Origin of the sequence: Massilia sp. YIM B02763 (assembly GCF_030412015.1) — a bacterium.
Classification (GTDB): Bacteria; Pseudomonadota; Gammaproteobacteria; order Burkholderiales; family Burkholderiaceae_D; genus Telluria.
Genome location: NZ_JASNRD010000007.1, coordinates 20,356 through 32,757, shown reverse-complemented (window position 1 = coordinate 32,757; position 12,402 = coordinate 20,356). Strand labels below are relative to the sequence as shown.

Below are 12,402 nucleotides of genomic sequence, written 5' to 3'. Positions count from 1 at the left end.
GCGATCCATGGGCATGGCGGGAGACAATGAGGCGGATTTTCGCCGGACATTCATTGAAAAATTTGGTGGCGCCTCCTTGGACGGCAAGCGCCGTTACCACCTCCGTTTTCCAGGCCACGAGCCAGTCTCGACTTCAGTTGACGAGACTATCTTGCTGCCGGATGGTCGTCTGATCTTGGTCGAGATTGACTCTGGAAACATGGCCAAGCTGCTCGCAGGTCAATACGCGTTGCTGAATGGATTGTGCAGAGAGGATCGTCAACGAACCCTTTTCTTGGTGGTCCACTACTATATCGACAAGAAAAACAACAATAAGCCATACACGGCACACCGCACCATCAAAAACCTCCATGCGATTCAAAGCTTCGCACCTAAGACTGATTGGCTGCCCTATAACGCGATTAACATCGAGGATATGCGTGGAGTGATAGCAGCAAGCCGCGACATCGCTGACTTTGCCGTCCGGATTTGGCCATCTGCGATGGATCCCACTGTGGCGGCACCAGTCAACGCCCAACGTTTACTCTACGAAACCTCTATGCAGGTCCATCTGGCTGAGCCTCAGCCCTAAATTTTGGACTGTCACATACGCGTCTCGATTGCGACTTTAACGCCTACGCAAGCACCGGATTGCTGTGGGCTCTATGACCTCAATCAATTGGCGCTTTTCGACGTCTGTAGGCCTACGATAGCGTCCTTGTCTAGGGCACGACTTACGGATGGCAGCGACAACGTTGTGTGTCAGGCCCAAGCTCCATTCTTGGATCGCGATCGTGAAGAGATTGCCCAGCATCGCCAGCGCGATGCCAACCTTATTGTTGGACTTTCTAGCTGCCAGACGGTTGTCTCGGTAGGACGTGATGAATTCGCTGCGCAGTGCCGCCATCGAATAATTGCCGAGGTAGCTGATCAAGTGCTGGCCCATGGTGTTTTCACCGCGTTGTGTGTTCGGCTTCTTGGCTGGTGTTACTTCGGCCAGGTATGGCTGCAGCGCTTCCTGCAGTCGGAACCGGCCCGCGAGATGTAGATGTCACGAACCATTTCCATCTTCGGTTCTGCGGCCCGATCGACGGCGTCGCGTTTGAGTCGGAAAGTCTTGGAACTGGTCCGCCAACCTCGCATGCGGCCGATTGCTGTGTAGGCGCCGAAATCGTAAGAACGATGGTCGCCGTGGGGCTCGGTGGCTGCTGAATATACTGAAAGCGTACTTTTAGTGTCCACAAAGACAAATGCCTTAGGTCGACAAAACCTAAGGCACTTTTCTCAAGGCTAATTTTTCGTGCCGGCTGCAGGACTCGAACCCGCCACCTGATGATTACAAATTAGCTGAGAAGACAGTATGTCTTTGATTATTAATTTAATTTAACAGTAATCAAAGGGAATGGAAAGCACTTATATATCAGTAACTTAGCGTAATTGAACGAAGCAGAGGCAACTTGGCGATTGTACCGTTGTTGTACCTCTAGGGCATCAATACGCTTTAGTGGATGATGGAATTGCAAATTAACAATCTTGACATCAAGTGTTGACTTGAGGTAGCATTTTTGATATTCTTGCCTTCGAGTCTGCTTAGGTTAGGGTTAGAGCGGGGGGCGTCGTGGCCTTCTATGCTTATCCAGGCCTTGCTTCTAGTCGTGTTGCTTGCAGTTGGGGTTTGCAAGATTTGGTATTTTAACAACATGAACGATGCGTTTGATGACGCAGGAAAGGAACAAGGTGAGTAATATGAAAAAATCATTCCGTAAGCAGTTCTTTATGGCCTCGATCTTAGATACGGCCCATGGCCTGGGTGTCAGCTACTTGTCTGGCGCTTTAGCCTAAGCAGACTCTTTTCTCTTGACTTTAATCTAAGTCTGTCTTTACTCTTCTCCATCATAGCTGCTGTCCGCCAGCGACGGAGCTTCTCTCTAAAATCTTTTATCAAACTTGCTCAATTGTTTGTGCGGTGGACGTTTTCAACTTGGCACAGAGTAAAGATTTGCATATTTGCATTCTCTTCGACGCGTTGTGATAGTCTACCTCTTGCGTTTTAGAGGAGATTGTTAGTACATCCATGAGAAGGCTGAGGTCTTTCAACTACTTTCCATTGCTTTAAGAGTTAAAAAGTTACCTCGAGCGCCATCTCTTAGTCCTTATCACACGGATTTTTATCGATTAGCAAAAGCGAATTCTGCGGATCTGAGCTCTACCAGAATAGAAAGTAGCTTCGCTGTTTAAGTTAGAGCTGGTCTGCCAGATAATGGCTGCAAACGCAAAAATCCTATTGGTTTAGCACCACATTAGTCACATGCACCAATGCATGCATTCTCAAATACAGAGTATGAAAAGGATCCTTGAGCGATCTCTAAAAGGCGGGTTATTGGTTAGCTTGAGGTACGTTGTTGTGTCCAGGACACTACATAAATGATGCATGTTTTGAATTCTTCGCGGTAATAGCCTAACTGAATCAGCCCTCAACAGAGCGTTAGAGAGCTTCTCTAGCTTGTCAATAGAAATATATAACGTATATTCATGAGTTTTTCGTTACCTACAGCTGAATCTCTCACAGTTGAATTTAAGAGTGATAGGAATCGATTATCTGATCGTGATCTTGTAGAGGCGGTAGTATGTTTAGCCAATGCTGAAGGTGGCGAGTTATGGTTGGGGGTAGAGGACGACGGACGGCCGACTGGGCTTCATGCTGAGCGCTCGCAATTAGTTGGGCTATCAGGAATAATTTCTGCACGCACGTCACCATCTTTAACAGTAACAGTTTCATCCGTTGATCTTCAAGGAGCCACTGTTGCTCGCATAGTTGTCCCTAAAGCTCAGGGTGAGGTTGCAACTACAAATGGGGTTTATGTACGCCGTCGGATTAAGGCCGATGGACAGCCAGAGTGTGTAGCGATGTTGCCACACGACAGAGCAAGCCGTGTCACTAGTTTTGGACTTATGGACGTTTCTGCTCAATCTGTTTCCGGTGCGACTTTAGCCGATTTGGACCCGTTGGAACGTGAACGACTACGTCAAAATGTTCAGCAATATGGCGGCGATCGCGTATTGTTAGAGCTAGATGACGAAGCCCTTGACGGAGCCTTAGGGCTGACAGTTCGTGGTAGCGATGGGAATCGCTTACCAACGTTGACTGGGTTGCTGTTGATTGGACGAGAATTGGCTTTGCGTGAACTTGTGCCTACGCACGAGTTCGCTTTTCAAGTACTAGAGCGTGAGGCAGTCGCATTTAACGAGTTCCGTCGATTTCCTTTGCTTAAGGCTTTAGATTGGCTAGAAACCAATTTTCGTCCATACAATCCTGAGCGTGAGATTCAAGTCGGTCTATTTCGTGTGCCAGTGCCCAAAGTTGACTTAGGCGCATTCCGCGAAGCGGTTGCAAATGCATTAGTTCATCGTGACTATCATCGGCTTGGTGCGGTCCATGTCAGAATAGATGATGACGGTCTTACTGTCAGTAATCCTGGTGGTCTCGTAGATGGCGTGACGCTTGCAAATTTATTGACAACTGAACCGCGGCCTCGTAATCGTTCCTTAGCAGACGCAATGAAGCGAATTGGAATAGTGGAACGTTCAGGTCGCGGCGTCGATAAAATTTATCGAGGGATGCTGCGTTTCGGCAGGCCGGAGCCAGATTATAGGAGAACGGATACTACAAATGTCGTTCTCAAATTAGCGACGACTGATGCTGATGTGGCTTTCTTAAAAAGAGTTATTGAAGAAGAGAATCGCAGACGTGCTGAGCTTCCAATCGATAGTCTGATCGCGTTAGCAGCGTTGCGCGACTTGAAGCGGCTTTCAACTGAAGAATTGGCTCTTCATATTCAGCGTGAGCCAGCGCAGGCAAAACGTACTTTGGAAGCGTTAGTTGAGGCGGGACTGGTCCAAGCACATGGAACGGCTCGTGGGCGTACATATACGTTGGCTCACGGAGTCTATCGTGCTGATGGCGACAAGGCTGCGTATACGCGGCAAATGGGGTTCACAAACCTGCAGCATGAGCAAATGGTTCTTAGCTATGTCAGGCAACATGGTTCAGTACGCCGTAGTGAAGTAGCCGATCTGTGCCGTCTGACGTCTGATCAAGCCAAGGACCTCTTAAAACGTCTAAAGGATACGGATCAGCTGCTCCAACATGGAGAGCGGCGTGCAGCGTACTATGTGCTAGGCAAGGCTGCTGGACCCGCTTGAACTAAGCTGCTCAGCGAACGATCAGATAGCGCAAGAGCACGGTTGGTAGATAGTTAGCTAAGTAGTCGTGCTTGTTGGATCTTAGAGGATGGAAGGACCTATGAAGCTAGTTTGGGGCCTTATGGAGCTAGTTTGGGAGTCTTATGGAGCTAGGTTGTAGGCTTATAGAACTAGTTAGTAGGCTTATGAAGCTAGTTAGTAGGCTTATGGAGCTACTTTGGGGTCTTATGGAGCTACTTTGGGGTCTTACAAAGCTAGTTTGGGTCTGACAGAGCTAGTTTGTACTGCTATGAAACTAGTTTGTAGTTTAATAAGCTTGTCTGAGAGACTTACGAAGCTAGTTTGGATGCGTGTCGGCCTCTTCATCCTGACGGACACTCGCGCCCTTATCCTGGGCTTGGCTTGCGGATAGCGGCGACAGGATTGTGTGTAAGGCCCAAACCCCATTCCTGAATCGCGATCGTGAAGAGGTTACTCAGCATTGCCAGTTCGATGCGAACTGTGTTGTTGGATTTTCCCTCTGCCAGATGATGGTCCCGGTAAGATGCCGCAAGCTCGCTGCTCAATGCGGCCATCGAGTACTTGCCGAGGTAGCCGATCAAGTGCTGGGCCGTGATGTTCTCACTCCGCTGAGTGGTTGGCTTCTTGGTTGGCGTTACCTCGGCCAAGTACCGCTGCAGCGCTTCCTAAAGCGTCATGCGCTCGGAACCAGTCCGCGAGATGTAAACGCCACGAACCATCTCATCTTCGGTTCTGCGGGCCCAATCGACGGCGTCGCGTTTGAGTCGGAAAGTCTTGGAAGTGGTCGGCCAGCCTCGCATGCGAACAAGTGCTTTGTAGGTGCGGAAGGGGTAAGAAGGTAAGAACAATGGTTGCCATGAGCCTCTGTGACTGCTGAGTGTACTGAAAGTGTACTTTTCGCGTTCCACAAAGACAAATGCCTTAGGTCGGTTAAACCTAAGGCACTGCTTTCAAAGCTAAATTTTGGTGCCGGCTGCAGGACTCGAACCCGCCACCTGATGATTACAAATCAACTGCTCTACCTGATGAGCTAAGCCGGCAATGTGGCCAGAATTATACCCTCATTTGATCCTGGTCAACGTGGGGCGTCCACCTTTTTTGGGTGGTTCGTTGTCGCCGTCCGGTTGCGACGGCGCTTCCGGCGAATTCTTGCCCGGCACGGCAGACAGGCCCGGTGCCGGTGCGGCCGCCGGTTCGGGGGCCGATGCGGGCGCGGGAGCGGGCTGCTCGGCCGCTGTCGTGCTCACGTCGAAGGCCATGCCCTGGCCGTTTTCGTTGGCGTAGATCGCCAGCACGTTGTGCACGGGGATGTACAGCTCGCGCGAGACGCCGTTGAAGCGGGCGCGGAAGGTGATCGCATCGTTGTCCATCTTCAGCCCGGACGTGGCGCCGTAGCTGATGTTGAGGATGATTTCGCCTTTCTTCACGTATTCCATCGGAACCGTGGTGGCGGCGTCGACCTTGACGGCCAGGTAGGGCGTGAAGCCGCTGTCCGTGCACCATTCGTAGATGGCGCGCAGCAGGTAGGGCTTGGTAGAGATGTCTGCCATGTGTTGGGTCGAAATGAAACAAGATGTTACAGCCAGTGTACTTCGATTCGTCGTCGACGTCGAAAAACGGCCTGCAACAGTGTCCGGCGGCGGCCTTTGAGAGCCGGCCGCCGGGAGCGCGCGCTTAGCGGCGCATCACCTTTTCGGACGGGGTCAGCGCTTCAATGTAGGCGGGGCGCGAGAAGATGCGCTCGGCGTACTTCATCAGCGGGGCCGCGGTCTTCGACAGTTCGATGCCGTAATGGTCCAGGCGCCACAGCAGCGGGGCGATGGCCACGTCCAGCATCGAGAATTCGTCGCCCAGCATGTACTTGTTCTTCAGGAACAGCGGGGCCAGCGTGGTCAGGCGGTCGCGGATTTCGGCGCGTGCCTTGTCGTGGCTCTTGTCGCCGACCTTGCTGCGCTCGTTTTCCAGCGTGTTCACGTGGACGAACAGTTCCTTCTCGAAGTTGAACAGCATCAGGCGGGCACGGGCGCGCATCAGCGGGTCGGCCGGCATCAGCTGCGGGTGCGGGAAGCGCTCGTCGATGTACTCGTTGATGATGTTCGATTCGTACAGGATCAGTTCGCGTTCGACCAGGATCGGCACTTGGCCGTACGGGTTCATCGTCGAGATGTCTTCCGGCTTGTTGAACAGGTCGACGTCGCGTACCTCGAAGTCCATGCCCTTTTCGAACAGGACCAGGCGGCAGCGCTGGGAGAACGGGCACGTGGTGCCGGAGTAGAGAACCATCATGGTTTATAGTTCCTTCAAGAAACAAAGGGGTGAAGCCAGGCGGCTCACCCCGAAAATAGACGTTGCCGCCATTATAACCGCGCAACTGAGCCAGGCAATCAGCTCACTGTACGCCTTTCCAATAAGAAGCATTCAAGCGCCAGGCAAGGAAGGCGAACAGGGACAGGAACAGCAGCACGATCGCGCCCAGGCGCTTGCGCAGGTCGCGCGTCGGTTCGGCCATCCAGTCCATGTACGCCACCAGGTCGGCGACCTGGGCATCGAATTCCTGCGGACTCAGGGTGCCCGGCGTCACCTGCTCGAAGCCGGCGAAGCGGTGCACGGTCTTGCCGGCTTCGTGCGGGTCCGGTTCCTCGACCATCTTGACGGTACGCACGCCCTGCAACTGCCACAGCACGTGCGGCATCGCCACGTTCGGCACCACCAGGTTGTTCCAGCCGGTGGGGCGGGTATCGTCCTTGTAGAAGGTGCGCAGGTAGGTGTACAGGTAGTCGGCGCCGCTGCCGCCGCCGGACGCCTTGGCGCGCGCGATCACGGTCAGGTCGGGCGGCACGGCGCCGAACCAGGCTTTCGCGTCCGCCGGACGCATCGCGATCGTCATCATGTCGCCCACTTTCTCCCCCGAGAACAGCAGGTTGTTCTTGATCTGGTCCTGGGTCAGGCCCAGATCACGGAGGCGATTGTAGCGCATCGACGATGCGGAATGACAGTTCAGGCAATGGTTGATGAACAGCTTGGCGCCGTTCTGCAGCGAGGCGAGGTCGCCGCGCGCCGGCGCGCGGTCCAGCTGCACGGTGCCCTCATTCGCGAACACGAATCCCGGCAGCAAGGCCAAGACCGCGAGCAATTTCTTCGAAAAGTTCATGGTGGTCCTTTGGCTCGGTTCCGTGATCAATGCGGGGTAAAGGTCACGCGGTTGGGCAGCGGCTTGAAGCGGCCCCACGTGCTCCACCATGGCATCAGGAGGAAAAAGCTAAAGTACAGCAGCGTGCAGGCCTGGGCGAGCAGCGTGTAGGCCGGCGTCGGCAGCTGGGTGCCGAGGTAGCCCAGCACCAGGAAGGCGACGAAGAACACGCCGTACACCGTCTTGTGCCAGCCCGGGCGGTAGCGGATCGAGCGCACCGGCGAGTGGTCCAGCCAGGGCAGCAGGGCCAGGATGATCACTGCCGAGCCGAACAGCACCACGCCCCAGAACTTCGCATCCAGCACCTGCGGCAGCATGCCGATCTCCAGGATCACGGCCAGCACCGTGATGGCGATCTTGGTCGTGTGCGACAGGCGCGAGCGCAGCCAGATGAACACGACGTAGGCGGCCAGGCCCGCCATCACCACCCACATGAAGTCGGACGTGGTCGCGCGCAGCACGGAATAGAAGGGCGTGAAGTACCAGGTCGGCGCGATGTGCGGCGGGGTCTTCAGCGAATCGGCCGGCAGGAAGTTGTTGTATTCCAGGAAGTAGCCGCCCATCTCGGGCGCGAAGAACACGACGGCGCTGTAGATCAGCAGGAACATCGAGACGCCGAACAAGTCCTTGGTCGTGTAGTACGGGTGCGAGGGAATCGTGTCGACGCCGTGGCCGTCCGGGCCCAGGTTTTCCTTGACCTCGATGCCGTCCGGGTTGTTCGAGCCGACTTCGTGCAGCGCGATCAGGTGCGCCGCGACCAGGCCCAGCAGCACCAGCGGGATCGCGATCACGTGGAAGGCGAAGAAGCGGTTCAGCGTGGCGTCCGACACCACGTAGTCGCCGCGGATCCACAGCGACAGGTCGTTGCCGATGAAGGGAATGGCGCCGAACAGGTTGACGATCACCTGGGCGCCCCAGTACGACATCTGGCCCCAGGGCAGCAGGTAGCCGAAGAAGGCCTCGGCCATCAGGCACAGGAAGATCGCGAAGCCGAACAGCCAGATCAGCTCGCGCGGCTTGCGGTAGGAACCGTACAGCAGGCCCCGCGTCATGTGCAGGTAGACGACGATGAAGAAGGCCGAGGCGCCGGTCGAGTGCATGTAGCGCACCAGCCAGCCCCAGGGGACTTCCTTCATGATGTATTCGACCGAGCCGAAGGCCAGGTTGGCGTCCGGCTTGTAGTGCATGGTCAGGAAGATGCCGGTGACGATCTGCAGCACCAGCACCAGCATCGCCAGCGAGCCGAACAGGTACCAGATATTGAAGTTCTTCGGTGCGTAGTACTTGCCCCACTGGTCGTTCCACAGCTTCGACAGGGGGAAGCGGTCGTCGATCCAGGCCAGCGCCTTGTCCTTGGCCGGCGCGTCGGCCGGCACCTTGGTTTCCTTGAATGCCGTGCCCATGCTATGCCTCGCCTTTCTCGTCCTTGCCGATCACGATGCGGCTGTCGGACAGATACATGTAGGGGGGAACATCGAGGTTGGTCGGCGCCGGCTTGTTCTTGAACACGCGGCCGGCCAGGTCGAAGGTGGAACCGTGGCAGGGGCAGAGGAAACCGCCGCGCCAGTCGTCGGGCAGGTTGGGCTGGGGGCCCTCGGCGAAGCGGGAAGAGGGCGAGCAGCCCAGGTGGGAGCAGATCCCGACCGTGACGAGCACTTCCTTGTGCTGTTCGCGCGCGCGGAATTCGTTCTTCGCGTATTCCGGCATGTCGAGCTGGAAGGTCTTGTCCGAGTTGGGGTCGGCGACCAGGGGATCATTCTTCTTGAGACTGGCCAGCATCTCGGGTGTGCGGCGCAATATCCACACGGGTTTGCCGCGCCATTCGACGACCTTCAGTTCGCCCGGCTTGACGTCGGAGATGTCCACTTCGACCGGAGCACCGGCGGCCTTCGCTCGTTCGGAGGGCTGTAGCGTACTGACCAGCACTCCGGCCGTTGAAACACCGACAACGCCACCCGCCGCGCATGTAGCCACGAGCAAGCCTCGCCGGCCTGAATCGACCTGCTTCTCATTACTCATACCAACTCCATTCGGTCAAAAGCGAACTGCGAAATGTTGCAACGCAATATGTTGCAGCCTAGTAAAAACCCTATTGGCAACAGTCGATTATATGTGAACAGATTTGCAAACAAAAGAAAAAAACCAGCGGCTTGCCCCGGCGTTTTCAACGCTACATTTCTTTGGAAACGTTCGCCGCGCGGCAGCCATTCCCGGCGGTAGGACGATACGGCTTTCCTGTATGATCATGTCGAGCAAGACAATGTTTTAAGAATGGCAAGGAGGGCCGCAATGGCGATGCTGGAAGAGTTCAAGAAGTTCGCAATGAAGGGCAACGTGGTCGATCTGGCGGTCGGCGTCATCATCGGCGGCGCCTTCGGCAAGATCGTCGACTCGATGGTGCAGGACGTGATCATGCCGCCCATCGGCAAGCTGTTCGGCGGCCTGGATTTCGCCAGCTATTACCTGCCGCTGAACGGCCAGCCCTACGGCCTGCCGCTGGCCGAGGCGAAGAAGGCCGGCGCCGTGCTGGCCTACGGTAACTTCTTCACCATCCTGCTGAACTTCCTGATCCTGGCCTTCGTGATCTTCCAGATGGTGCGCCTGATGAACCGCCTGCGCAGCACGCTGCATCGCCAGGAAGAGACCGACAAGGCCGCCGCCCCGCCGCCGGCGCCGCCGGAAGACATCCTGCTGCTGCGCGAGATCCGCGACGCCCTGAAGAAATAACGCCGCCATGCGCCGCTACTGGCTGCTGTTCGCCCAGACCGTCACGATCGCCCTCGGCCTCTACGTCGTGGTCGCGGCGCTGCGCCCGGCCTGGTTCGAGCGCGCGCCGACCCAGGTCGGCATCGGCACGCCGCAGCACTCCGTGCCCGTGCTGCAGGCGCCGGGCGGGCCGACGCCGGGCAGCTACCGCGACGCCGCGAGCCGTGCGATGCCGGCCGTCGTCAACATCCTCACCAGCAAGGCCTTGCGCGAGGCGCATCCGCTGCTGAAGGATCCGTTCTTCCGCCGCTTCTTCGGCGACAAGACGCCGCCGCAGGAGCAGATGGCCAGCCTGGGTTCGGGCGTGATCGTCAGCGGCGACGGTTACATCCTGACCAACTACCACGTGGTCGAAGGCGCCGACGAGATCGAGGTCGGCCTGGCCGACGGCCGCAAGGCCGCCGCCAGCATCGTCGGCACCGATCCGGAAACGGACCTGGCCGTGATCCGCATCCGCGAAAACAAATTGCCCGTGATCGCGCTGGGCGACCCGGGCCAGGCGCGCGTGGGCGACGTGGTGCTGGCGATCGGCAACCCGTTCGGCGTGGGCCAGACCGTCACGCTGGGCATCATTTCCGCGCTGGGCCGCAACAACCTGCACATCAACCACTTCGAGAACTTCATCCAGACCGATGCCGCGATCAACTTCGGCAACTCGGGTGGCGCGCTGGTCGACACGCGCGGCAACCTGCTCGGGATTAATTCCGCGATCTATTCGCAGACGGGCGGCTCGGTCGGCATCGGCTTCGCGATTCCCGTCACGACGGCCAAGACCGTGCTCGATTCCATCATCAAGCACGGCCAGGTCGTGCGCGGCTGGATCGGCATCGAATCGCAGGACATCACGCCCGAACTGGCCGCCAGCTTCGGCCTGGGCCGCGACAAGGGCGCCATCATCGCCGGCGTCGTGCGCGGCAGCCCGGCCGACCGCGCCGGCATGCGGCCCGGCGACATCCTGCTATCCGTCCAGGGCAAGCAGGTCGGCAACACCAACGACATGATGAACCTGATCGCCGACCTGCCCCCGGGCGACAAGGCGAAAATGACCGTCATGCGCAAGAACCGCGAGACCACGCTCGACGTCACCGTCGGCCGCCGTCCGCGCCAGACACCCTGATTTTTGACTGTAACGACCCATGCACCTGCGCGATCTCACGCAATTCCTGTCCGAACTCAAGGAAAGCAATACCCGCCCCTGGTTCATCATGAACAAGCCGCGCTACGACATCCTGCGCGCGGAATTCCTGGAAGTCCTGACCGAACTCATCAAGGAAATCGGCAAGTTCGACCGCCAGGTCGTGGCCTGCGATCCGAAGAAGGCGATGTTCCGCTTCCAGCGCGATACCCGTTTTTCGCACGACAAGACGCCGTATAAGACGCATTTCTCGGCCGGTATCGCGCCGGGCAACAAGCGCCGTCCCAGCGAAGGCGGCGGCCCGACCTATTACTTTCACATCGAGGCCGACGGCACGCTGCTGTTCGGCGCCGGAGAGTACCTGCCGCCGCCGGCACGCCTGAAGGCGATCCGCGAACACGTCGTCAACGATGCGACAGGATTCTCGAAAATGTTGAAGAATAAACATCTGCGCGAGACCTACGGCGACCTGAATCCGGAAGACAAATTGCAGCGTCCGCCGAAAGGCTTCGACCCGGAGCACCCGCTGGTCGACTACCTGAAGCTCAAGAGTTATTTCGTCTGGATCGAGACCAGGCTCGACATCAACGCACCGGACAAGCTGGTACCGCAGCTCGCGCAGGGATTCAAGGACGCCACCGCACTGGTGACCTGGCTGCGGGGTGTTCCGCAGACATTTGAGGAGAATTAAGATGGCCTTGCAGCACGCAGTATCGGGAGAAAGGATCGCGCTGCAGCGCGGGGAAGACGACATCGCGAACTTCACGTCGATCGCGCTGATCAAGACCGACCACATGGAATTGATCCGGCTGGTGGTGCCGGTCGACAAGCCGATGCCCGAGCACCGGGTCGAGGGGGAAATCACGCTGCTGTGCCTGGAAGGCGAGATCGCGTTCGAGGCCCATGGCCGCACCACGATCCTGCAGCCGAACGAGATGGTGTACCTGGCCGGCGGCGAGCCGCACGCGATCCGGGCGAAGAAGGATGCGGTGGCGCTGCTGACCATCCTGCTGCACCCGGGCGACAACAGCGGCGGGCCGACGCACAAGTAACGACGCACAAGCAAGCGTCGCGGCAAGCACCAACATACCGTCGTCCCCGCGCAGGC

Annotated in this window: 12 protein-coding genes, 1 tRNA gene and 1 pseudogene; 7 read left to right on the top strand and 7 right to left on the bottom strand. The window is 57.2% G+C overall.

All coding sequences use genetic code 11. The features are described from left to right. Positions 1–7 precede the first annotated feature (7 nt). The 3 genes from QPK32_RS11450 (at position 8) to QPK32_RS11440 (ending at position 4,182) form a co-directional block, all read left to right on the top strand. Positions 8–571, top strand: coding sequence for a hypothetical protein (locus QPK32_RS11450; RefSeq protein WP_290412940.1), 564 nt, complete (start codon positions 8–10; stop codon positions 569–571). A 189-nt stretch (positions 572–760) separates the two neighbouring features. Further along, the gene (locus QPK32_RS11445) at positions 761–1,027 is read left to right on the top strand and encodes a hypothetical protein (protein WP_290412939.1); all 267 of its coding nucleotides are present in this window, start codon (positions 761–763) and stop codon (positions 1,025–1,027) included. A gap of 1,484 nt (positions 1,028–2,511) precedes the next feature. Next, positions 2,512–4,182, top strand: a complete 1,671-nt coding sequence (locus tag QPK32_RS11440) for a DNA glycosylase AlkZ-like family protein (RefSeq protein ID WP_290412938.1) — start codon at positions 2,512–2,514, stop codon at positions 4,180–4,182. Positions 4,183–4,571: 389 nt separating this feature from the next. On the opposite strand, the pseudogene QPK32_RS11435 reads toward QPK32_RS11440, so the two are convergent. From QPK32_RS11435 to petA, 7 genes and pseudogenes are all read right to left on the bottom strand, one after another. After that, positions 4,572–5,003, bottom strand: a pseudogene (locus QPK32_RS11435) (phage integrase SAM-like domain-containing protein); the annotation flags it as partial. A gap of 164 nt (positions 5,004–5,167) precedes the next feature. After that, positions 5,168–5,243: transfer RNA gene (locus QPK32_RS11430), tRNA-Thr, on the bottom strand. 21 nt (positions 5,244–5,264) lie between these two features. Further along, positions 5,265–5,753 carry a ClpXP protease specificity-enhancing factor gene (locus QPK32_RS11425; RefSeq protein WP_290412937.1) on the bottom strand — a complete coding sequence of 163 codons (489 nt, stop codon included), beginning with the start codon at positions 5,751–5,753 and terminating at the stop codon, positions 5,265–5,267. A 124-nt stretch (positions 5,754–5,877) separates the two neighbouring features. Continuing rightward, positions 5,878–6,489 carry a glutathione S-transferase N-terminal domain-containing protein gene (locus tag QPK32_RS11420; RefSeq protein WP_052234221.1) on the bottom strand — a complete coding sequence of 204 codons (612 nt, stop codon included), beginning with the start codon at positions 6,487–6,489 and terminating at the stop codon, positions 5,878–5,880. 103 nt (positions 6,490–6,592) lie between these two features. Then, positions 6,593–7,354 carry a cytochrome c1 gene (locus QPK32_RS11415; protein ID WP_290412936.1) on the bottom strand — a complete coding sequence of 254 codons (762 nt, stop codon included), beginning with the start codon at positions 7,352–7,354 and terminating at the stop codon, positions 6,593–6,595. A 26-nt stretch (positions 7,355–7,380) separates the two neighbouring features. Continuing rightward, the gene (locus tag QPK32_RS11410) at positions 7,381–8,796 is read right to left on the bottom strand and encodes a cytochrome bc complex cytochrome b subunit (RefSeq protein WP_290412935.1); all 1,416 of its coding nucleotides are present in this window, start codon (positions 8,794–8,796) and stop codon (positions 7,381–7,383) included. A gap of 1 nt (position 8,797) precedes the next feature. After that, the gene (gene petA / locus QPK32_RS11405) at positions 8,798–9,412 is read right to left on the bottom strand and encodes a ubiquinol-cytochrome c reductase iron-sulfur subunit (RefSeq protein ID WP_290412934.1); all 615 of its coding nucleotides are present in this window, start codon (positions 9,410–9,412) and stop codon (positions 8,798–8,800) included. 270 nt (positions 9,413–9,682) lie between these two features. Here petA and mscL point away from each other — a divergent pair, with 270 nt between their 5' ends. Genes mscL through QPK32_RS11385 form a run of 4 tightly spaced genes read left to right on the top strand, consistent with a single transcriptional unit; the run spans position 9,683 to position 12,346 of the window. Continuing rightward, positions 9,683–10,120: a large conductance mechanosensitive channel protein MscL gene (gene mscL, locus QPK32_RS11400; protein WP_290412933.1), complete on the top strand. Its 438-nt coding sequence runs from the start codon at positions 9,683–9,685 to the stop codon at positions 10,118–10,120. A gap of 7 nt (positions 10,121–10,127) precedes the next feature. After that, positions 10,128–11,276, top strand: coding sequence for a Do family serine endopeptidase (locus QPK32_RS11395; protein WP_290412932.1), 1,149 nt, complete (start codon positions 10,128–10,130; stop codon positions 11,274–11,276). 19 nt (positions 11,277–11,295) lie between these two features. Beyond that, complete coding sequence (locus QPK32_RS11390) at positions 11,296–11,985, top strand: DUF2461 domain-containing protein (protein WP_290412931.1); 690 nt, start codon at positions 11,296–11,298, stop codon at positions 11,983–11,985. 1 nt (position 11,986) lies between these two features. Further along, a complete protein-coding gene (locus tag QPK32_RS11385) occupies positions 11,987–12,346 on the top strand; it encodes a cupin domain-containing protein (protein ID WP_290412930.1) in 360 nt (119 codons plus the stop codon). The last annotated feature ends 56 nt before the right edge of the window (positions 12,347–12,402 follow it).

Excerpts from the sequence above, each read along its gene's own strand:
- mscL (WP_290412933.1), top strand. The coding sequence starts at position 9,683 with ATGGCGATGCTGGAAGAGTTCAAGAAGTTCGCAATGAAGGGCAACGTG.
- QPK32_RS11440 (WP_290412938.1), top strand. The coding sequence starts at position 2,512 with ATGAGTTTTTCGTTACCTACAGCTGAATCTCTCACAGTTGAATTTAAG.
- QPK32_RS11415 (WP_290412936.1), bottom strand. The coding sequence starts at position 7,354 with ATGAACTTTTCGAAGAAATTGCTCGCGGTCTTGGCCTTGCTGCCGGGA.
- QPK32_RS11395 (WP_290412932.1), top strand. The coding sequence starts at position 10,128 with ATGCGCCGCTACTGGCTGCTGTTCGCCCAGACCGTCACGATCGCCCTC.
- QPK32_RS11390 (WP_290412931.1), top strand. The coding sequence starts at position 11,296 with ATGCACCTGCGCGATCTCACGCAATTCCTGTCCGAACTCAAGGAAAGC.
- petA (WP_290412934.1), bottom strand. The coding sequence starts at position 9,412 with ATGAGTAATGAGAAGCAGGTCGATTCAGGCCGGCGAGGCTTGCTCGTG.
- QPK32_RS11450 (WP_290412940.1), top strand. The coding sequence starts at position 8 with ATGGGCATGGCGGGAGACAATGAGGCGGATTTTCGCCGGACATTCATT.
- QPK32_RS11425 (WP_290412937.1), bottom strand. The coding sequence starts at position 5,753 with ATGGCAGACATCTCTACCAAGCCCTACCTGCTGCGCGCCATCTACGAA.
- QPK32_RS11410 (WP_290412935.1), bottom strand. The coding sequence starts at position 8,796 with ATGGGCACGGCATTCAAGGAAACCAAGGTGCCGGCCGACGCGCCGGCC.
- QPK32_RS11385 (WP_290412930.1), top strand. The coding sequence starts at position 11,987 with ATGGCCTTGCAGCACGCAGTATCGGGAGAAAGGATCGCGCTGCAGCGC.
- QPK32_RS11420 (WP_052234221.1), bottom strand. The coding sequence starts at position 6,489 with ATGATGGTTCTCTACTCCGGCACCACGTGCCCGTTCTCCCAGCGCTGC.